This is a genomic window from Isoptericola sp. b408 (assembly GCF_030588085.1).
In the GTDB taxonomy this organism is placed as follows: Bacteria; Actinomycetota; Actinomycetes; order Actinomycetales; family Cellulomonadaceae; genus Isoptericola; species Isoptericola sediminis.
On record NZ_JAUQYQ010000001.1, the window covers coordinates 1,058,658 to 1,077,703 of the forward strand.

Below are 19,046 nucleotides of genomic sequence, written 5' to 3' on the forward strand. Positions count from 1 at the left end.
CACCGGAACCGAACGGGAGACCCCATGCCGAACGCCGCCCGCCCGACCGAGGTGCCGGCGCACCTGCGCGCCGCCGTCGACGCCGCCAAGCAGAAGGTCGCCGCCCTGCACGCCGAGCTGCCCCGCTGGGAGCTCGTGGTGTGGACCGCCGGCAACGTCTCCGAGCGGGTCCGGGACGATCAGGGAGGGCCTGACGGCGCGAGCGACCTCCTCGTCATCAAGCCGTCCGGGGTCTCCTACGACGACATCACCCCCGAGGCCATGGTCGTGTGCGACCTGCAGGGCCGTCTCGTCGAGGGGGACCGTTCGCCCTCGTCCGACACCGCGGCGCACGCCTACGTCTACGCGCACATGCCCGAGGTCGGTGGCGTGGTGCACACCCACTCGACCTACGCGACGGCGTGGGCCGCGCGGGGTGAGGAGATCCCCTGCGTGCTGACGATGATGGCCGACGAGTTCGGCGGGCCGATCCCCGTCGGACCGTTCGCGGTCATCGGGGACGACTCCATCGGCCGCGGCATCGTCGAGACCCTGCGCGGGTCCCGCTCCCCGGCGGTGCTGATGGCGAACCACGGCCCCTTCACCATCGGCGGGGACGCCAGGGCCGCGGTCAAGGCGGCGGTGCTGTGCGAGGAGGTCGCCCGGGCGGTGCACGTCGCCCGGCAGGTCGGCGAGCCCGTGCCGATCGCGCAGCAGCACGTCGACGCCCTCTACGACCGCTACCAGAACGTCTACGGCCAGCGCTGACGGCGCCGTCGGACTCGAAAGGACAGATGATGAGCAAGCCCTACGGTGACCGCGAGGTCTGGTTTCTCACCGGCAGCCAGGACCTGTACGGTCCCGAGACGCTGGAGCAGGTCGCCCGGCAGTCCCAGGAGGTCGCCGCCGCGCTCGACGCATCCGGCGACGTGCCCGCGAAGGTGGTGTGGAAGCCGGTCCTGAAGGACTCCGCCGCCATCCGTCGCGCGATGCTCGAGGCGAACAGCGACGACGACGTCCTCGGTGTCGTGACCTGGATGCACACGTTCAGCCCGGCCAAGATGTGGATCGCCGGCCTGGACGCCCTGCGCAAGCCGTTGCTGCACCTGCACACGCAGGCGAACGTCGAGCTCCCGTGGTCGGAGATCGACATGGACTTCATGAACCTCAACCAGGCCGCGCACGGCGACCGGGAGTACGGCTACATGCTGACCCGCCTCGGCGTCGCCCGCACCACCGTGGTGGGCCACGTGTCCGACCCCGCGGTGCAGCGGCGCGTCGGCACCTGGGTCCGCGCCGCGGCCGGCCGCCTGGCCACCCAGGAGCTGAAGCTGGTCCGCTTCGGCGACAACATGCGCAACGTCGGTGTCACCGAGGGTGACAAGACCGAGGCCGAGCTGCAGTTCGGCGTCAGCGTGAGCACCTGGGGCGTGAACGACCTCGTCGGGGGCGTCGAGGCGGTCGCCGCGACCGAGGTCGACACGCTGGTCGCCGAGTACGAGGAGCGCTACGACGTCGCTCCCGAGCTGCGCGCCGGGGGAGAGCGCCACGAGTCGCTGCGGTACGCGGCCCGCCAGGAGCTCGCGATGGAGGCCTTCCTGGTCGAGCGCGGCGCCAAGGCGTTCACCACGAACTTCGAGGACCTCGGCGCGCTGCGCCAGCTCCCGGGCCTCGCGGTGCAGCGCCTCATGAGCAAGGGCTACGGCTTCGGCGCCGAGGGCGACTGGAAGACGGCCGTGCTCGTGCGCGCCGCCAAGGTGATGGGCGAAGGTCTGCCCGGCGGCGCCTCCCTCATGGAGGACTACACCTACGACCTCACGCCCGGGTCGGAGCTGATCCTCGGGGCGCACATGCTCGAGATCTGCCCGTCCCTGACGACGTCGAGGCCCCGGGTCGAGATCCACCCGCTCGGCATCGGCGGCAAGGAGGACCCGGTGCGCATGGTGTTCGACACCGACGCCACCGAGGGCGCGGTCGTCGTGTCGCTGGCCGACATGCGCGACCGGTTCCGCCTCACCGCGAACGTCGTCGACGTCGTGCCGCCCGCGCAGGAGCTGCCGAACCTGCCGGTGGCCCGGGCCGTGTGGAGGCCGCGGCCGGACTTCCCCACGTCGGCCGAGGCCTGGCTGACCGCCGGCGGCGCGCACCACACGGTGATGTCCACGGCCGTCGGCATCGAGGCGTTCGAGATGTTCGCGCAGATCAGCGGGACCGAGCTGCTGGTCATCGACGAGGACACGACGCGCCGCGGGTTCGCCGACCAGGTGCGCTGGAACCAGGTCTACTACAAGCTCGCCCAGGGGCTCTGACCCGCCCCACCCGTGAGGCGACGAGCGTCCCTGTCCCTGCGGTCACCCGCTGACCCGCCGGGACCGGGACGCTCGCGCGCGTGCTCCCGGTGGCGCCTCGAGTGTTCCGGCCTGGTCACGATCGGCCTCCGATGCCCTGTGAAGCGTTGACTTCTCGAACGTGCACCTGTTGATATATGGCGTCATCACCATTTTTCGGAGGAATACGTGACTCAGCAGGACGTCTCGGCGACCACCTCGAGCGGCGCCGCACCGAGGCCCCGGTACCGCGGTCGGCACCTGCCGATGGTGGCCGTCGTCATCGCCGCGTTCATCGCCACGGCGCTGGCCTACAGCGGCATGGTCCTGTTCGGGCTCGAGGTCGCGAACATGGCGCCGGTCGAGGCCTACGCACTCGCCGGGTTCCTCGAGGTCAGCCTGGTGGCCGTCGCGCTCATGGCGCGCAACGCGGCCCTCGAGGGGCGTCCGTACGGGGTGCTCCTGACCCTGACGTGGGTCCTGTCCGGCACCTCCGGCGTGTTCGCGGCGCTGCACGAGATCGCCGTCCCGAACGAGTCGACGCCCTACATGGTGGTCTTCCGGTTCGTGCCGCCGCTGGTCGCCGCCCTGATGTGGCACCTGGCGCTCGTCGGCGAGCGGCACCTCGTCACGGGCCACACGCTCGACGAACGCCGCCGCGAGCACCGCGTGCACCAGTACGTCACCGCCCTGGAGCTGTGGCGGGACGCTCGCCTCGACAGCACCGGCACCCGCAACAGCATGCGCCGGGTCCGGGCCCTGCACGAGCGCCAGCGCGCCGCACGGGACCGTGCGCTGAAGCTCCTGACGGTCGAGGACTTCGAGCGTCGGATGCAGGTCTGGGTCGAGCGGCTCGAGGCCGCCGAACGGCACGGCAACCGCCTCGACACGATCGGCGCCAGCTCGGTGAAGCGGGGCAGGACCCCGGGGTCGGCACGCGAGGCGACCGCCGTCACCCTGCCGCCCGCGCGGCGTGAGGTCCTCGCCCCCGCGGCCACCCGGGAGCCGGCGACGGCCGAGGTGCAGGACGAGCAGGCCGAGACCTTCGCCGACACCTTTCGTGCGGCGCTGACCGTCGAGGAGACGCCCGCGCCCGCCCCGACCGTGTCCTCCGACCGGCAGGACGTCGACGACGAGCGGTCGGCACCGGTGGAGGACGCCGCGGCCGCCGAGACGCACGGGACGGCCGAGCCGGCATCCGAGTCCGAGCCGGTCCGGCACACCGACGAGACCACGCCGTCCGAGACGACGCCGTCCGAGGCGCCGCAGCCCCGGGAACCGCTGCCGGAGACCGGGCACACACGCCGGGTCGAGATGTTCGACCTGGTCGACCGCGCGCGTGCCGAGCGCGCCGCACAGGCCGACGGGCCGGCCTGGTCCGCCGTGAGCGAGGGCGCGGACTCCCCGCAGGTGGACACCGACACGGCGGAGGAGACGCCGGCCCCGGCCGCCGGTGACCCGGCGTCGGACCGCGCCGCGGAGCAGGAGTCGCGCACCGACGCGTCCGACCTGCCGGCCTCGGGCCGTGACCGTCGCATCGTCGAGCTCGCCCGTCAGGGACTGACCCAGCGGGAGATCGCCGACGAGGTCTCCGCATCGCGATCCACGGTCTCCCGTGTCGTGCGCCGCTACGAGGACCAGAAGGCCGAGCGCTCGCGGTCGGCGGACGACCTCGAGCTGGCCACCGTCTGACCCCGGGTCCCGGGCGTGCCCGGGACCGCAGAACGACCCACGGGCGCCTCCGTCCGGAACCGGCACCCGGTTCCCCGACGGAGGCGTCCGTGTGTCGTGTTCGACGGTCCGCGGGTCGTCGAGCTCTCGTCGTCCGATCCCGACCGCACCGACGCTGCTACGATCGACTGGTCGTGACTGGCGTGCAGGTGGATCACCACCGGGAAGCGACAACGCTGTGCTGACGACGGGTCGGTCGCCTGGGCCCGGTCGGACGACATCCGTGGACCGCCGACACAGCAGGAGAACGCCCCCATGAGCACTCCCGACCCCACGTTCGACGCCCCTCTCGCCGAGGTCGACCCGGAGATCGCCGCCGTCCTCGACGGTGAGCTCGCCCGGCAGCGCGACACCCTCGAGATGATCGCGTCGGAGAACTTCGTCCCGCGCGCCGTGCTGCAGGCACAGGGCTCGGTGCTGACGAACAAGTACGCCGAGGGCTACCCCGGCCGCCGCTACTACGGCGGGTGCGAGCAGGTCGACATCGCCGAGAACCTGGCGATCGAGCGGGCGAAGGCGCTGTTCGGTGCCGAGTACGCCAACGTCCAGCCGCACTCGGGCGCCCAGGCCAACGCCGCGGTCCTGCACGCGCTCATCAAGCCCGGCGACAAGATCATGGGCCTGGAGCTGGCCCACGGCGGTCACCTCACCCACGGCATGAAGATCAACTTCTCCGGCAAGCTCTACGAGGTGGCCGGCTACGGCGTCGACCCCGAGTCGTACCGGATCGAGATGGACGAGGTGCGCAAGCGCGCGATCGAGCACCGGCCGGACGTCATCATCGCCGGCTGGTCCGCCTACCCGCGCGAGCTCGACTTCGCAGCCTTCCGGGAGGTCGCCGACGAGGTCGGCGCCAAGCTGTGGGTGGACATGGCGCACTTCGCCGGCCTGGTGGCTGCGGGACTGCACCCGTCCCCGGTGCCGCACGCCGACGTGGTCTCCTCCACCGTGCACAAGACCATCGGCGGACCCCGCTCCGGGTTCATCCTGTCCTCGGACGAGCACGCCAAGAAGCTCAACTCCGCGGTCTTCCCCGGCCAGCAGGGCGGCCCCCTCATGCACGTCATCGCCGGCAAGGCGGTGGCGTTCAAGATCGCCGGCACCGAGGCGTTCGTCGAGCGCCAGGAGCGCACCCGGCGCGGGGCGCGGATCATCGCCGACCGACTGAACCAGGCGGACGTCGCCGGGACCGGCGTCTCCGTGCTGACCGGTGGCACGGACGTCCATCTCGTGCTCGTCGACCTGCGGAACTCGGCGATGGACGGTCAGCAGGCCGAGGACCTGCTGCACTCCGTCGGCATCACCGTCAACCGCAACGCCGTCCCGTTCGACCCGCGTCCGCCGCGCGTGACCTCCGGCCTGCGGATCGGCACGCCGGCGCTCGCGACCCGCGGGTTCGGCGACGAGGAGTTCACCGAGGTCGCCGACATCATCGCCGCGGCGCTGCGCGACGGCACCGCGGCCGACGCCGAGGCCCTGCGCGCGCGGGTCGCGAAGCTCACCGCCGACTTCCCGCTGTACCCGGGTCTGCACCAGTGACGGCGGAGAAGCTCGACGGGAAGGCCACCGCCGCCGCCATCAAGGACGAGCTGCGCGGACGGGTGGACGCCCTGCGCGCACGGGGCGTCGTGCCCGGGCTCGGGACGCTGCTCGTCGGGGACGACCCCGGCTCGCAGTGGTACGTCGCCGGCAAGCACCGCGACTGCGCCGAGGTCGGGATCGAGTCCCTGCGCGAGGACCTGCCCGCCGACGCGACCCAGGCCGAGATCGAGGCCGCCGTCACCCGGCTGAACGAGGACCCGGCCTGCACCGGGTTCATCGTGCAGCTCCCGCTGCCCGCCGGCATCGACACCAACCGCATCCTCGAGCTCGTCGACCCCGCCAAGGACGCGGACGGCCTGCACCCCACCAACCTGGGGCGCCTCGTGCTCCGGGTGGGCGGGGAGATCACCTCCCCGCTGCCGTGCACCCCGCGCGGCATCGTCGAGCTGGTCGAGCGGCACGGCGTCGACTGGGCCGGCAAGGAGGTCGTCGTGCTCGGCCGCGGCGTCACCGTGGGGCGCCCGATCGGCCTGCTGCTCACGCGCAAGGCCGTCAACGCCACCGTCACGCTCACCCACACCGGGACGCGCGACCTGCCGGAGCTGGTGCGACGGGCCGACGTCGTCGTCGCGGCGGCCGGTGTGGAGGGCATCGTCACGGGCGACATGGTCAAGCCCGGCGCCGTGCTGATCGACGTCGGCGTCTCGCGCCGCACCGACCCGGAGACTGGGAGGTCCCGCGTGGTGGGCGACATCGCCCCCGAGGCGCGCGAGCAGGCGGCCTGGTACTCGCCGAACCCCGGCGGCGTGGGGCCGATGACGCGCGCGATGCTGCTCGCCAACGTCGTCGACACCGCCGAGCGGCAGGCGGGCCCCGCGGCCTGACCGCGCGGCAGGGTGGCGCCGACCGGAAGGGGCCGGCGCCACCGTCGCCCCGGTGCGGCACCGATGAGTCGTGACGCGGTGCGACGTCCCTCCTGCAGGGCCCCGACCGGCGGGGCCGTCACGCGAGGAGGACCGCCATGGTGACCGTGCGACCGCACCTCTGGTTCGGGAACGACCGGGCCCACGAGGCCGCCGCGTTCTACGCCGACCACCTGCCCGACTCGAGCGTGCAACGAGTGCTCACCGCCGCGGAGGGCATCCCCGGCGCGACGGCCGGCGCGCCCTTCATCGTGGAGTTCACCGTCTGCGGCGTCGAGGTCGTCGGCCTGAACGCCGGGCCTGCGCTGCGCCTCGACGAGGCGTTCAGCTTCTACCTGCGGTGCGACGGGCAGGAGGAGGTCGACCACTACTGGGACCTGCTGACGGCCGACGGCGGCAAGCCGGGTCCCTGCGGCTGGTGCACCGACCGGTTCGGGGTGAGCTGGCAGGTGATCCCCCGGCAGCTCGAGGAGCTGTGCGGCGACTACACCACGCCGGCGAACCAGCGCGCGATGCAGGCGATGCTGCAGATGGGCAAGATCGACGTGGCGACGCTGGAGGCCGCCCACCGCGGTGCGTGAGGTGCGTCGCTGACGCCGTCCGCGGCGTGTGGTGGGATGGCCCGCGTGCTGACCGTCGCCACCGCCAACGTCAACGGGATCCGTGCCGCCGTCCGCCGCGGCATCGACGACTGGATCGCCCGCCGGGAGCCGGACGTCCTGCTGCTGCAGGAGGTGCGCGCCCCCGACGAGCTCGTCCGTGCCCACTTCGCCGACCACCACGTCGCCCACCTGCCCAGCCGGATCAAGGGGCGGGCCGGTGTCGCCGTGGTCTCCCGCCTCCCGCTCGCCGCGGTCCGTGACGGCGTCGGGTCCGGCGAGGACGAGCCGGACGTCGACTCCGGTCGGTGGCTCGAGGCGGATCTGGAGCTGCCCGGCGGTGACCGGCTCACGGTCGTCTCGGCCTACCTGCACTCGGGGTCGGCGAAGCCGGGGCAGGAGCACACATTGGCGGCCAAGTACGACCACCTGGACCAGGTGTCGCGGCGCCTGGACGCGCTCGTCGCGGAGGAGCACCCGGTGCTCGTGGCCGGTGACGTCAACATCGCCCACCGGGAGGTCGACATCGCCAACTGGAAGGGCAACCTCAAGAGCTCCGGGTTCCTGCCCGCCGAGCGGGCCTACCTGGACCGGTGGTTCGAGGCCGGCTGGCGCGACCTCGGCCGCGCGCTCGGTGGCGACGGCCCGGGGCCGTACACGTGGTGGACCTGGCGGGGCCAGGCGTTCGACAACGACCGCGGCTGGCGGATCGACTACCAGCTCGCGAACCCGGTGCTGGCGGACCGCGCCCTGAAGGTCGAGGTGGACCGTGCCGCCTCCTACGACGCCCGCTGGAGCGATCACGCGCCGGTCGTCGCGACCTACGACCTCCCAGATCACCGCGGCAAGATGAACGTGTGATGCACGCCGCGGCGCGTGTTCATCTGCTGTTCACCTTCAGGCTGAGATGTCGTCATCCAGCACTGGTTGGCTCGGTATCACCGTGCCCTGAGACGGCCTGACCTGGCGCCGTCTCGACCCCGATGGGAGCCACTTCATGACCGACGTCGTCCCGCAGGCGTCCGTGACCACCGCGAACACGTCGCAGGTCGAGCCCAAGCGGCTGCGTAGCCCCTTCGAGCGGTTCGGCCTGACCGGCCGGCCGCTGCGGACCGTCAACTGGCTCGGGGTCGTCGCCGGTGTCTACGTGCTGATCACCGCCGTGGAGCTCATCGGCTCCGGGTTCAAGGCGGCGACGGGTGACACGGCCGAGTCGCTGTTCGCGTTCGCGTCCAACCCCTTCGTCGCGCTGATGGTCGGCGTGCTGTTCACCGCCGCCACGCAGTCGAGCTCGACCACGACGTCGGTCACGGTCGGTCTGGTGGCCGGCGGTCTGCCGATCCAGATCGCGATCCCCATGCTGATGGGGGCGAACATCGGGACCACGCTGACCAACACCCTGGTGAGCCTCGGGATGGTCCGCGACCGGGAGAGCTTCCGTCGGGCGTTCTCCGCCGCGACGGTCCACGACTTCTTCAACCTCCTCGCCGTCGCGATCTTCCTTCCGCTGGAGCTGGCCTTCGGCCTGCTGCAGCGGGTCTCCGGCTGGCTGGCCGGCGCGAGCTCGGGAGCCGACGGCGGCATCGTCGCCACCCTCTTCGCCGCGATCGGCACCGTGGTGGACACGGTCACCGAGCCGCTGGCGAACCTCCTCGAGGCCGGGACCTCGTTCCTGCCCGACCCGTGGCACGGCGTGCTCATGATCGTGCTGGGCATCGGCCTGATCCTCGGCGTCATCAACTGGCTCGGTCGCCTGCTCAAGGTGCTCATGGTGGGCAAGGCGGCCCAGATGCTGCACTCGTCCGTCGGCCGTGGGCCGATCAGCGGCGTCGCCAGCGGTGCGGCCGTGACCATGATGGTCCAGTCCTCCTCGACCACGACCAGCCTCATGATCCCGCTGGCCGGGTCCGGCACGTTCTCCCTCAAGCAGGTCTACCCCTTCACGGTGGGTGCCAACATCGGCACCACGGTCACGGCACTGATCGCGGCCTTCGCCTTCACGGGGGCGGAGGGCGAGGTCGCCCTGCAGGCGGCGTTCGTGCACGTGATGTTCAACGTCTTCGCCGCCCTGGTGATCTTCGGCATGCCGCTGCTGCGGCAGGTGCCGCTGCGCGGAGCCGTCTGGCTCGGCAACGTGGCGGCGGCCAACAAGCTCTGGGCGGCGGCCTGGGTCCTCGGCGTGTTCGTCGGCGTGCCGATGGCGCTCATCGGGCTGACCGTGCTGCTGTGACGGCGTCCCACGACCGGCGCGACCGGTCATCGACGGAGCGCAGCCAGGACATCGCTGCGCTCGAGCAGGAGCTCGCGCGCGTCGTCGAGGAGGCGGAGGCACGGCTCGCCGAGGTCCGCCGCGAGCTGGCCGAGCGGCGTCAGCAGGAGGCGCAGCACGCCGAGATCGACCGGCTGGAGGAGCACCTCGCGAACGCCACCGTGCAGTGGCGCGAGGTCGGGGAGTTCTTCGAGGAGGCGCTGCAGCAGCTCCGCGGCGACCGGGAGGACGCCGGGGCGGAGCCGTCCACGCCCGCCGACGACCTGGGGACCGGCTCGCCGGCCTGATCCCCGACCCTGCGGCTCCTCAGGGCCCGGACCCCGCGTTCCGCCGGGGTCCGGGCCCTGTGTCATGCAGCGGGCGCCGACGGCGGGGCGAGGAGGAACCCCGGGGCCGGCAGGCCTGCGTCGGCGAAGGCCTCGTGGACGGCGGTCACCACGGTGTCGACCTGCCCGACGGGCACCAGGGCGATGGCCGACCCGCCGAACCCGCCACCGGTCATCCGGGCCCCGAGCGCACCCGCGGCCAGCGCGGCGTCGACCACGAGGTCCAGCTCGCGGGCCGACACCTCGTAGTCGTCGCGCAGCGACACGTGCGACGCGGTCATGAGCGGCCCGACCTCGTCCACGCGGCCGGCGCGCACCCGCGCCGCGAACTCCTCGGTCCGAGCGATCTCGGTGACCACGTGGCGCACGCGCCGACGGAGCACCTCGGCGTCCTCGGCACCACCGAGCCGCCGCAGCGCGTCCTCCAGGGCGTCCGGCGAGACCTCGCGCAGGGACGCCACACGGAGCATCTCGGCGGCGCGTTCGCAGGAGGCGCGACGCTCGGCGTACTGGCCGTCGACGAGGGCGTGCTCGGCACGGGTGTCGACCACCAGGAGGGCGAGCCCGGCGCCGGCCGGGTCGAACGGCACGGCGGTGGCCGAGTCGAGGGCCGAGAGGCCCGGTCGGCAGTCGAGCAGGAGGGCGTGCCCCGCCGAGCACCGCAGCGAGGCCGCCTGGTCCATGCCGCCCGTCGGCGCCCCGGCGATCTCGTTCTCGGCGCGCACGCAGGCGGCCGCGAGCTCGGCACGGCCGGCGTCGTCGGCGGCCCGGCCCAGACCGTGCACGGCGTCGAGCGCCACGGCGACGGCGCACTCGAGGGCCGCCGACGACGACAGCCCCGCCCCGAAGGGCACGCACGAGTCGACGACGGCGTCGAAGCCCGTGACCTCGTGGCCGGCGTCGCGCAGCGCCCAGGCGACGCCCGCGACGTAGGCGCCCCATCCCGACGTCTGCCCGGGGGCGACGTCTGTCAGCCGGGTCTCCCAGGTCCGGCCGGGCGCCTGGGCGGAGGAGAGCCGGACCAGGTCGTCGGTCCGGCTGCGCAGCGCCACGTACGTGCGGTGGGGGAGCGCCACGGGCAGCGCGAGACCGGCGTTGTAGTCGGTGTGCTCACCGATGAGGTTCACGCGCCCGGGTGCGGACCAGACGCCGTCGGGCGTCCCGTCGCCGTCGAAGACCTCGGCGAACAGGGTGCGGACACGTGCGGCGCCGTCGTCGGCGGACCAGGACTCGAGCCACTCGGGAGACGTCATGGCCCTCAGTATGAGGGACCGGCGGTGGCCGCTCGACGGGGTGTCCGGAGAGCGGTCCGCGCGTCGGACGGCCCGGCGGACCGGCGGGCTCAGCCCACGGGGGTGACGCCGAGCCGGCGGCCCGCCAGGCCCCGCTCCCGCCCCGCCAGCCGCCGGGCGACGTCCCGGAGCACCTGGGCGCCGGGGGACTCCGGGGCGGTCAGCACGACCGGCGTCCCGCCGTCCCCGCCCTCGCGCACCGCCAGGTCGAGCGGAACCTGACCCAGCAGCGGGACGTCCGTCCCGGTGGCGTCGCTGAGGCGCCGCGCCACGGTCTGGCCACCACCGGCGCCGAACACCTCCAGACGCGAGCCGTCGGGCTGCTCCAGCCAGGACATGTTCTCCACGACGCCGATCACGCCCTGCGAGGTCTGCGTGGCCACGGACCCGGCACGCTCGGCCACCTCCGCGGCCGCCGTCTGCGGGGTGGTGACCACGAGGATCTCGCTGCCGGGCAGCAGCTGGGCGACGGAGATGGCGATGTCCCCGGTCCCGGGCGGGAGGTCGAGGAGCAGCACGTCCAGATCTCCCCAGAACACGTCGGCGAGGAACTGCTCGAGGGCCCGGTGCAGCATCGGACCCCGCCACACGACCGGCTGGCCCTCGGGGACGAACATCCCGATGGAGACCACCTTGACGCCGTGGGCGATCGGGGGGAGCAGCATCGAGTCGACCCGGGTGGGCTGGCGGTCGACACCGAGCATGCGGGGGATCGAGAAACCGTAGATGTCGGCGTCGACGACGCCGACGGTCAGGCCGTCGGCGGCCATGGCCGCGGCGAGGTTGGCCGTGACGCTCGACTTGCCGACGCCCCCCTTGCCGGAGGCCACGGCGTAGACCTTCGTCAGGCTGTCCGGCTGGGCGAACGGGATGCTCGGGTCCCCGCTGCCGCCCCGCAGCCGGGAGCGCAGCGACTGGCGCTGCTCCGGGGTCATGACGCCCAGGTCGACGTCGACGCGGCCGACACCCTCGACGGCCGCGGTCGCCGCCGTCACGTCGGAGACCAGCGTGTTCTTCATCGGGCACCCGGCGATCGTGAGGTCCACCCCCACGGTGACGTGGGCGCCGTCGGAGGCGTCCTGCGGCGCCTCGACCTGGATCGAGCGGATCATGTCCAGCTCGGTCAGGGGGCGGCGGATCTCGGGGTCGATGACCCCGGACAGGGCGTCGCGGACGCGGGCCTCGAGATCGGTGGTGCTCATGCCTCGATCCTAGGTGGCGCCGGCCGGGGGTCGTGCAGCCCGGCGCCGGCGCGACCGCGGTGCGGGGGGAGGAGCCACGGCCGGTGCGGGCATGTGGCCTCGGGGCGCCCGGTGCGAAATACTGGGCGAATGAGCATGAGCCGTTCGAATCCCCTTCCTCGGGTCCCGACGCCGCCCCAGGGGGACGAGGTCGCCGCGTACGACTCGTACCTCGAGGCGCAGAAGGCCGTCGACTTCCTCTCGGACGAGAAGTTCCCCGTCCAGCACGTCACCATCGTGGGCACCGACCTGCGGATGGTCGAGCGGGTCACGGGCCGGCTCACGTACGGCCGGGTGGCGCTGGCCGGGGCCCTGTCCGGCGCCTGGTTCGGGTTCTTCGTGGGTCTGCTCATGATGCTGTTCGCGAACGGGCAGACCGGCGTCCTGCTGGTCGCGCTGGCTCTGGGCGCCGGGTTCGGCGTGATGTTCTCGGTGCTGTCCTACTCGTTCACCGGCGGACGCCGTGACTTCACGTCGCAGTCGCAGATCGTGGCCTCGACCTACGCGGTGCTGTGCGCCACGGAGCACGCGGCCGAGGCGCGGTCGATGCTGGAGAGCTCCCCGGGCGGGCTCGGCAAGCCGCGTCGCCCCGAGCGGCCGGCGGGAACGACACCGTCGGCGTCCTCGGCGCCGGACCCGCGCTGGACCATGCCCGACGGCGCCCCGCGCTACGGGGCGATGCGGCCCGGCGGGTCGCCGGACACGTCCGGCGGCGGGGCCGGCTCGTCGACCTCCGCCGTGGCCGGCGGCGAGGGTCCGGCGCAGCCGCAGCCGGCGGCGGGGGAGCAGCCGCCCGCGGTGCCGACCCGGGGCGAGGAGCCGCCCTCTCCGTCGGCGTCCACGCCCACGCCCCCGCCGGCGTCCGGTGGGGACGTCGACGACCCGTACGCCCCGCCGCCCGAGCGCTGAGGCCGGCGGCTCGCGCCTCCCCGCGGGGTCCTCGGGTCCGTCGTGCCGGGCGGACGCCCCGGCACGACGGACCGTGCTCCGCCGGCCGGTGGGTCAGGACCGAGGGACCTCGCGCCGCTCGTGGCCGACGTACGCCGAGAGCGGGCGGATGAGCGAGTTGGCCGCCTGCTGCTCGGCGATGTGCGCCGTCCAGCCGGTGATGCGCGCGGCGACGAACAGCGGGGTGAACGTCTCGGTGTCGAACCCCATGAGGTGGTAGGCGGGGCCCGCCGGGTAGTCGAGGTTCGGGTAGATGCCCTTGCGCTCCACGAACGCCGACTCCAGCGCCGCGTACAGATCGCCCAGGTCCTGGCGGTCGAAGTGCGCCACGAGGTCGTCCAGAGCGGCCTTCATGGTGGGCACCCGCGAGTCGCCGTGCTTGTAGACCCGGTGCCCGAACCCCATGACCTTGCGCTTGGCGGCCAGGGCCTCGTCCAGCCAGGACTCGGCCCGGTCGGCGGTGCCGATCTCGGTGAACGCGTGCATGACGGCCTCGTTGGCCCCGCCGTGCAGCGGACCCTTGAGGGCGCCGACGGCCGCGACCACGGCGGAGTGCACGTCGCTCAGCGTGGAGGCCACCACGCGGGCGGTGAACGTCGAGGCGTTGAAGGAGTGCTCGGCGTACAGGATCATCGAGCGGTTGAACGCGTCGACGACCGTGGCGTCCGGCTCCTCGCCGAAGGTCATCCACAACGTGTTCGCCGCGTGGTCGAGGTCCTCGCGGGGATCGACCGGGTCCAGGCCGTGGCGGCGGCGCTGGGTGTAGGCCACGACCGCGGGCAGCTCGGCGAACAGCCGGACGGCGTGGTCCGCCGTCGTCTGCGCGTCGGCCAGCGACATCAGGTCCGTGCCGGCGGTCTCCCGGGCGCCGATGACGCTGAGGGCGGTGCGCACGTCGTCCATCGGGTGAGCGTCGGTGGGCAGCAGGTCGATCGCGCGGCGCACGTCGTCCCCGAGGGCGCGGTGCGAGCGCTCGGTCTTGCGCAGCGTCTCGAGCTCGGCGTCGGTGGGCAGCTCACCGTGCCACAGCAGGTGGGCGACGGCCTCGAACGGCTGGGTGTCGGCCAGGTCCTGCACGGGGTAGCCGCGGTACAGCAGCGAGTTCGACGCGGGGTCGACCTTGGACACGGCGGTGGTGTCGGCGTAGACGCCCGCCAGCCCCTTGTGGATCTCGGGCTCGTCGGTGGGGCGGGACTCGGTCATCGGTGCTCCTTTGCTCGGATGACGGCGCGGCGTGCGCGACGACGTGGGTGTCGGGCTCGACGGTCAGAGGTGTCGGTGACCCTCGAGGGAGAAGTCGTACACCCCGGCGTCGAAGGTGTTGTACGCCGGGTAGTCCAGCAGGTCGTACAGCTCGGCGCGGGTCTGCATGTGCGGCACCTGGGAGTCGAGCGACCCCTCGTCCCGCAGCGCCGCCAGGCCGCGGTCGGCGGCACCCATGGCCAGGCGCAGCAGCGAGACGGGGTAGATGACCATCGAGACCCCGGCGTCGCGGAGCTGGGTCGCGGTGAACAGGTCGGACTTGCCGAACTCGGTCATGTTCGCCAGCACCGGGACGTCGAGCGCGTCGGCCATCGCGGCGAACTCGTCGAGGTCGCGCATGGCCTCGGGGAAGACGGCGTCCGCACCGGCGTCGACGAGCGCCTGCGCCCGCTCGACGGCAGCCTCCAGGCCGGCACCGGCACGGATGTCGGTGCGGGCCATCACGAGCAGGTTCTCGTCGCGGCGAGCGGTGACGGCGGCCCGGATGCGCTGCAGGGCGGTGGCCTCGTCGACGACCTGCTTGCCGTCGAGGTGTCCGCAGCGCTTGGGGTTGACCTGGTCCTCGATGTGCAGCCCGGCGACGCCGGCGTCCTCCATCGCCTGGACCGTGCGGGCGACGTTCATCGCCTCCCCGAACCCGGTGTCGGCGTCGACGAGCGTCGGCAGGTCGGTCATCCGGGCGATCTGCCCGGCGCGGCCGGCGACCTCGCTCAGCGTGGTCAGCCCGACGTCGGGCAGTCCGAGGTCGGCCGAGACGACCGCGCCGGAGACGTACACGCCGTCGAACCCGTGCCGCTCGACGAGGCGCGCCGAGAGCGGGTTGAACGCCCCGGGGAGCTGCAGGAGCTCGTCCGAGCGCAGCCGCTCGCGCAGCGCGGCGCGCTTGGCGGCGGGGGTGAGCGTCGAGTACAGCATCAGAAGATCCCGCCCGGGAGGTCGGCGCCGGCCGCCGGGTCGGTGATCGGCGTGACGGTGAGCCCGGACAGCTCCTCGGCGTCCAGCTCCGGCAGGCGCTGCGCGACGTCGAGGAAGCGGTCGATCTCCTCGGGGGCGAGGACGCCGTCGGCCAGGGACCGGAACTTGGCGACGTACTGCTCGCGGGCGAAGGGCCGGGCGCCGTAGGGGTGCGCGTCGGCGACGGCGATCTCCTCGACGATCGTGTCGCCGTCGGACAGCTCGATCTCGACCCGGCCGCCGAAGGACTTCTCCTCGGGGTCGGAGGAGTGGTAGCGGCGCGTCCACTCCGGGTCCTCGGCCGTGGTCACCTTGCGCCACAGCTCGACGGTGTCCGGGCGGGCGGCGCGCTCGGGGGCGTAGCTGGCCGCGTGGTCCCAGGCGCCGTCCTGCAGCGCGACGGTGAAGATGTAGGGGATCGAGTGGTCCAGCGTCTCCCGGCTGGCGGTGGGGTCGTACTTCTGGGGGTCCCCGGAGCCGGAGCCGATGACGTAGTGGGTGTGGTGCGAGGTGTGCAGCACGACCGAGCGCACCGCCTTGGGCTCGCGCAGCTCGGGCCGCTCGGAGCCGAGCCGGCGCGCGAGATCGATCCACGCCTGCGCCTGGTACTCGGCCGAGTGCTCCTTGGTGTAGGTGTCCAGGATCGCGGTGCGGTCCTCGCCCCGGGTGGGCAGCGGCACCGTGTACCGGGCCTCCGGGCCGGACAGCATCCACGCGATGAACCCGTCGGTGCCCTCGTAGATCGGGCTGGGCGAGGTCTGGCCGCGCATGGCCCGGTCCACGGCCTCGATCGCCATCTTGCCGGCGAAGGCCGGGGCGTGCGCCTTCCAGGTGGAGATCTCGCCCTTGCGCGACTGCCGCGTCGCCGTCGTCGTGTGCAGCGCCTGGCCGATCGCCTGGTAGATCGTCTCGTTCGGCAGCCCCAGCAGGGTGCCGATGCCGGCGGCGGCGCTCGGGCCGAGGTGCGCGACGTGGTCGATCTTGTGCTCGTGCAGGCAGATGCCCTTGACGAGGTTCACCTGGATCTCGTAGCCGGTGACGATGCCGCGCAGCAGCTCGGCGCCGCTCCGGCCCAGGTGCTGGGCGACGGCGAGGATCGGCGGGATGTTGTCGCCCGGGTGCGAGTAGTCCGCCGCGAGGAACGTGTCGTGGTAGTCCAGCTCGCGCACCGCGACCCCGTTGGCCCACGCCGCCCACTCGGGGCTGGTGCGGTGCTCGGAGGCGAAGATCGTGGCGCCGGCGCCGCCGCGCGAGACCGGGTGCGCCTCCGCCTGGGAGCGTGCGGCGAGGATCGGCGCGCGACCGAGCGACGCGGTGGCGACCGCGGCGTTGTCGATGATCCGGTTGATCACCATGTCGGTGACCTCGGGTGTCGGCTCGAGCTGCTCCGCCGCCACGTCGGCGATCTTCCAGGCGAGCTGGTCGGTGCGGGCGAGCGGCTCGTCGGCGCGGTACGTGCGGACGGTGTGGTCGAGCATGGATCCTCCGGATCGCGGGGACGTCGGGGGCACGACGTCGGCGTCGACGCCTGCCACGGAGGTGAACCTAACGCGGACCGGCCCCCGCGTCCACGTGGGTATCGGGTAGCGCGGCCGTCGTGGCGGTGCCCGACGACGCGCCGCAGGGCGGGCCGACGACAGCGACGGCGGTCGGCACCACCCCCGCGCGGGTGCGGACCCGGCGACCGCGTCAGCGGCTCGCCGGCTCGTCCTCGATCGCGACCTCCGTGGCGCGGCGGGCCCCCGGACGGGCGAGCGAGAGCACCGCGAGGACGCCGACGAAGACCGGTGTCACCGGGCTCAACGCGCCCTGGCGCAGCCAGGCCACGGCGAGCGGGTCGGCCACCCCGCCGGTCACGGCGGAGGGGCCGCCGGACAACGCCGCGATGGGGCTGTACGGGAACTCGGTGGTCGCCGCGGCCCAGGCCGTCAGGGCGAGGAGCGTCACGAGAGCAGTCCACACGGGCAGCTGGTGCCACCGGGACGACGCGGTGCGGTGGCGCCACCAGAACGGCCAGAAGGCCAGGGTCGTCACGGCGGCGATGGCGAGCCCCTCCCACACCGGCGCTCGCGGCGGCACGATCGCGACCACTGCGCTGTCCCAGCCGAGGAGGGCTCCGGTGCCAATGCTCGAGGCCCGCAGGTCGAGGTACCCGATCGCCGTGACGTACACCGCCACGCCTGTGACCGCGGCGGCCGCTCCGAGCAGGACGCCGAGCGCCGTGGGTCGGTCCGCGGTGCGCATGGTTCGTCCTCCGGTCTGCCGCCGTCGGTCACGGCGAGGGTGGCCCGAAGGTAGGGGAGTGCGTCTGCGCTGGTCAAGAACGACGACGTCCCGGGGCGCGAGCGCTCCGGGACGTCGTCGACGGACACCTGGCCGGCGGGCACGGGGAGCCGGGCGGGCCGGGGACCTACCGCGCGTCGACGGTCCGCTCCGCCGTCCGACGGCGGAGCTCGCCGCCGGGTGCGCGGCCGGCGACGAGGAGCACCGCGAGGCCCGCCAGGGTGACGAGTGCCCCTGCCCACAGGGGCGAGGTGTACCCCAGCCCCGCGGCGATGGTGACTCCGCCGATCCAGGCACCGAGGGCGTTGCCGACGTTGAAGGCCGCGATGTTCGCCCCGGAGGCAAGGGTCGGGGCGTCGCCCGCGTGGGTCATGATCCGCATCTGCAGGGCCGGGACGGTGGCGAAGCCGAACCCGCCCATCAGGACGAGCGCGACGACCGTGGCGACCTTGCTCTCGGCCACGAGGGAGAAGACCGTCAGGATGACGACCAGGCTGACCAGCAGCGTCAGGAGGGTTCCGCCGAGCGCTCTGTCGGCGGCCCGGCCGCCGAGAATGTTGCCGACGAACAGTCCGACGCCGAACAGGACGAGCAGCCAGGGCACGGCTCCCGGCGCGAAGCCCGAGACCCCGGTAAGGGTGAAGGCGATGTAGGTGAAGGCGCCGAACATGCCGCCGTAACCGAGGATCGTGAGGGCCATCGAGGCCCACACCTGCCCGGAGCGGAAGATGCGCAGCTCGCTCAGCACGCCGGCACCGCCCCGGTCCGCCGCGATCGGGGGGACGAGGACGGCGATGCTGACCAGGGCGACGACACCGATGGCCGTGATGGCCCAGAACGTCGCGCGCCAGCCCGCCGCCTGGCCGAGCAGGGTCCCCAGCGGGACGCCGAGGACGTTGGCGGTGGTGAGCCCCGCGAACATGAGCGAGATGGCGGCCGCCTTGCGCCCCTCGGGGACAAGGTTCGCGGCGACGACGGCGCCGATGCCGAAGAACGCACCGTGGCAGAGCGCGGCGACGACCCGGCCCGTCATCATGACGGCGTAGGTGGGGGCGAGGGCGGAGACCAGGTGGCCGGCGATGAACAGCACCATCAGCACGATCAGGGCTCGCTTCCGGTCGACACGGTTCATCGCGACCGTGAGGACGACGGCACCGATCGCGACGGCGAGCGCGTAGCCGGAGATCAGGTAGCCGGCCTGGGTCTCGGTCACCGCGAAGTCGGCGGCGACCTCGGGCAGCAGGCCCATGATGACGAACTCGGCCAGGCCGATCCCGAACCCGCCGACGGCGAGCGCGAGCAGCGCGAGAGGCATGGGAATCCTTCCGGAGGAGGGGTGGGCTCGTGGACCAGATGTGTGCGTGCCGCG

17 protein-coding genes and 1 riboswitch are annotated in these 19,046 nt (G+C 73.2%); of the genes, 10 read left to right on the forward strand and 7 right to left on the reverse strand.

Translation table 11 applies throughout. The features are described 5' to 3' along the window. Positions 1-24: 24 nt before the first annotated feature. From Q6347_RS04970 to Q6347_RS05010, 9 genes are all read left to right on the forward strand, one after another. Positions 25-747, forward strand: coding sequence for an L-ribulose-5-phosphate 4-epimerase (locus Q6347_RS04970; protein ID WP_304602444.1), 723 nt, complete (start codon positions 25-27; stop codon positions 745-747). 29 nt (positions 748-776) lie between these two features. Beyond that, positions 777-2,288 carry an L-arabinose isomerase gene (gene araA / locus Q6347_RS04975; protein WP_304602443.1) on the forward strand — a complete coding sequence of 504 codons (1,512 nt, stop codon included), beginning with the start codon at positions 777-779 and terminating at the stop codon, positions 2,286-2,288. 207 nt (positions 2,289-2,495) lie between these two features. Then, on the forward strand, positions 2,496-3,998 hold the full coding sequence (locus Q6347_RS04980) for a helix-turn-helix domain-containing protein (RefSeq protein WP_304602442.1): 1,503 nt from the start codon (positions 2,496-2,498) through the stop codon (positions 3,996-3,998). Between the two features lie 163 nt (positions 3,999-4,161). Then, a riboswitch (ZMP/ZTP riboswitch) is annotated at positions 4,162-4,250 on the forward strand. Positions 4,251-4,292: 42 nt separating this feature from the next. After that, positions 4,293-5,576, forward strand: a complete 1,284-nt coding sequence (gene glyA / locus Q6347_RS04985; RefSeq protein ID WP_304606818.1) for a serine hydroxymethyltransferase — start codon at positions 4,293-4,295, stop codon at positions 5,574-5,576. Then, complete coding sequence (locus Q6347_RS04990) at positions 5,573-6,463, forward strand: bifunctional methylenetetrahydrofolate dehydrogenase/methenyltetrahydrofolate cyclohydrolase (protein WP_304602440.1); 891 nt, start codon at positions 5,573-5,575, stop codon at positions 6,461-6,463. Before glyA ends, Q6347_RS04990 begins: the two co-directional genes overlap by 4 nt. A 137-nt stretch (positions 6,464-6,600) precedes the next feature. Further along, complete coding sequence (locus Q6347_RS04995; protein WP_304606819.1) at positions 6,601-7,083, forward strand: VOC family protein; 483 nt, start codon at positions 6,601-6,603, stop codon at positions 7,081-7,083. A gap of 45 nt (positions 7,084-7,128) precedes the next feature. Next, positions 7,129-7,962 (forward strand): exodeoxyribonuclease III, encoded by an 834-nt coding sequence (locus Q6347_RS05000; RefSeq protein WP_304602438.1) that lies wholly within the window; start codon positions 7,129-7,131, stop codon positions 7,960-7,962. A 136-nt stretch (positions 7,963-8,098) separates the two neighbouring features. Further along, on the forward strand, positions 8,099-9,331 hold the full coding sequence (locus tag Q6347_RS05005) for a Na/Pi symporter (RefSeq protein ID WP_304606820.1): 1,233 nt from the start codon (positions 8,099-8,101) through the stop codon (positions 9,329-9,331). Next, positions 9,328-9,657 (forward strand): hypothetical protein, encoded by a 330-nt coding sequence (locus Q6347_RS05010; RefSeq protein ID WP_304602436.1) that lies wholly within the window; start codon positions 9,328-9,330, stop codon positions 9,655-9,657. Before Q6347_RS05005 ends, Q6347_RS05010 begins: the two co-directional genes overlap by 4 nt. 62 nt (positions 9,658-9,719) lie before the next feature. On the opposite strand, the gene galK is transcribed toward Q6347_RS05010, so the two are convergent. Then, positions 9,720-10,949, reverse strand: a complete 1,230-nt coding sequence (galK, locus tag Q6347_RS05015; protein ID WP_304602435.1) for a galactokinase — start codon at positions 10,947-10,949, stop codon at positions 9,720-9,722. 89 nt (positions 10,950-11,038) lie between these two features. Further along, positions 11,039-12,190: an Mrp/NBP35 family ATP-binding protein gene (locus Q6347_RS05020; RefSeq protein ID WP_304602434.1), complete on the reverse strand. Its 1,152-nt coding sequence runs from the start codon at positions 12,188-12,190 to the stop codon at positions 11,039-11,041. A 135-nt stretch (positions 12,191-12,325) separates the two neighbouring features. On the opposite strand from Q6347_RS05020, the gene Q6347_RS05025 reads away from it, so the two are divergent. Beyond that, positions 12,326-13,138, forward strand: coding sequence for a general stress protein (locus Q6347_RS05025; RefSeq protein ID WP_304602433.1), 813 nt, complete (start codon positions 12,326-12,328; stop codon positions 13,136-13,138). A 93-nt stretch (positions 13,139-13,231) separates the two neighbouring features. Here the strand turns inward: Q6347_RS05025 and Q6347_RS05030 are convergent, their stop codons facing one another. The 5 genes from Q6347_RS05030 to Q6347_RS05050 all read right to left on the reverse strand — a co-directional run bounded on the left by Q6347_RS05030 (position 13,232) and on the right by Q6347_RS05050 (position 18,992). Next, on the reverse strand, positions 13,232-14,380 hold the full coding sequence (locus Q6347_RS05030; protein WP_304602432.1) for a bifunctional 2-methylcitrate synthase/citrate synthase: 1,149 nt from the start codon (positions 14,378-14,380) through the stop codon (positions 13,232-13,234). A 63-nt stretch (positions 14,381-14,443) separates the two neighbouring features. Then, on the reverse strand, positions 14,444-15,355 hold the full coding sequence (gene prpB / locus Q6347_RS05035) for a methylisocitrate lyase (RefSeq protein ID WP_304602431.1): 912 nt from the start codon (positions 15,353-15,355) through the stop codon (positions 14,444-14,446). Beyond that, positions 15,355-16,872 carry an MmgE/PrpD family protein gene (locus tag Q6347_RS05040; protein WP_304606881.1) on the reverse strand — a complete coding sequence of 506 codons (1,518 nt, stop codon included), beginning with the start codon at positions 16,870-16,872 and terminating at the stop codon, positions 15,355-15,357. The genes prpB and Q6347_RS05040 overlap by 1 nt, the downstream gene beginning before the upstream one ends. Before the next feature lie 211 nt (positions 16,873-17,083). Then, complete coding sequence (locus Q6347_RS05045) at positions 17,084-17,638, reverse strand: hypothetical protein (RefSeq protein WP_304602429.1); 555 nt, start codon at positions 17,636-17,638, stop codon at positions 17,084-17,086. 166 nt (positions 17,639-17,804) lie between these two features. Then, complete coding sequence (locus Q6347_RS05050; RefSeq protein WP_304606821.1) at positions 17,805-18,992, reverse strand: MFS transporter; 1,188 nt, start codon at positions 18,990-18,992, stop codon at positions 17,805-17,807. Positions 18,993-19,046 lie beyond the last annotated feature (54 nt).

What these genes read in the sequence shown, in the direction of transcription:
- Q6347_RS05005 (WP_304606820.1), top strand. Translation starts at nt 8,099, where the DNA reads ATGACCGACGTCGTCCCGCAGGCGTCCGTGACCACCGCGAACACGTCG.
- glyA (WP_304606818.1), top strand. Translation starts at nt 4,293, where the DNA reads ATGAGCACTCCCGACCCCACGTTCGACGCCCCTCTCGCCGAGGTCGAC.
- prpB (WP_304602431.1), bottom strand. Translation starts at nt 15,355, where the DNA reads ATGCTGTACTCGACGCTCACCCCCGCCGCCAAGCGCGCCGCGCTGCGC.
- Q6347_RS05045 (WP_304602429.1), bottom strand. Translation starts at nt 17,638, where the DNA reads ATGCGCACCGCGGACCGACCCACGGCGCTCGGCGTCCTGCTCGGAGCG.
- Q6347_RS05020 (WP_304602434.1), bottom strand. Translation starts at nt 12,190, where the DNA reads ATGAGCACCACCGATCTCGAGGCCCGCGTCCGCGACGCCCTGTCCGGG.
- Q6347_RS05025 (WP_304602433.1), top strand. Translation starts at nt 12,326, where the DNA reads ATGAGCCGTTCGAATCCCCTTCCTCGGGTCCCGACGCCGCCCCAGGGG.
- Q6347_RS04995 (WP_304606819.1), top strand. Translation starts at nt 6,601, where the DNA reads ATGGTGACCGTGCGACCGCACCTCTGGTTCGGGAACGACCGGGCCCAC.
- Q6347_RS05050 (WP_304606821.1), bottom strand. Translation starts at nt 18,992, where the DNA reads ATGCCTCTCGCGCTGCTCGCGCTCGCCGTCGGCGGGTTCGGGATCGGC.
- Q6347_RS05040 (WP_304606881.1), bottom strand. Translation starts at nt 16,872, where the DNA reads ATGCTCGACCACACCGTCCGCACGTACCGCGCCGACGAGCCGCTCGCC.
- Q6347_RS04970 (WP_304602444.1), top strand. Translation starts at nt 25, where the DNA reads ATGCCGAACGCCGCCCGCCCGACCGAGGTGCCGGCGCACCTGCGCGCC.
- galK (WP_304602435.1), bottom strand. Translation starts at nt 10,949, where the DNA reads ATGACGTCTCCCGAGTGGCTCGAGTCCTGGTCCGCCGACGACGGCGCC.
- araA (WP_304602443.1), top strand. Translation starts at nt 777, where the DNA reads ATGAGCAAGCCCTACGGTGACCGCGAGGTCTGGTTTCTCACCGGCAGC.
- Q6347_RS05030 (WP_304602432.1), bottom strand. Translation starts at nt 14,380, where the DNA reads ATGACCGAGTCCCGCCCCACCGACGAGCCCGAGATCCACAAGGGGCTG.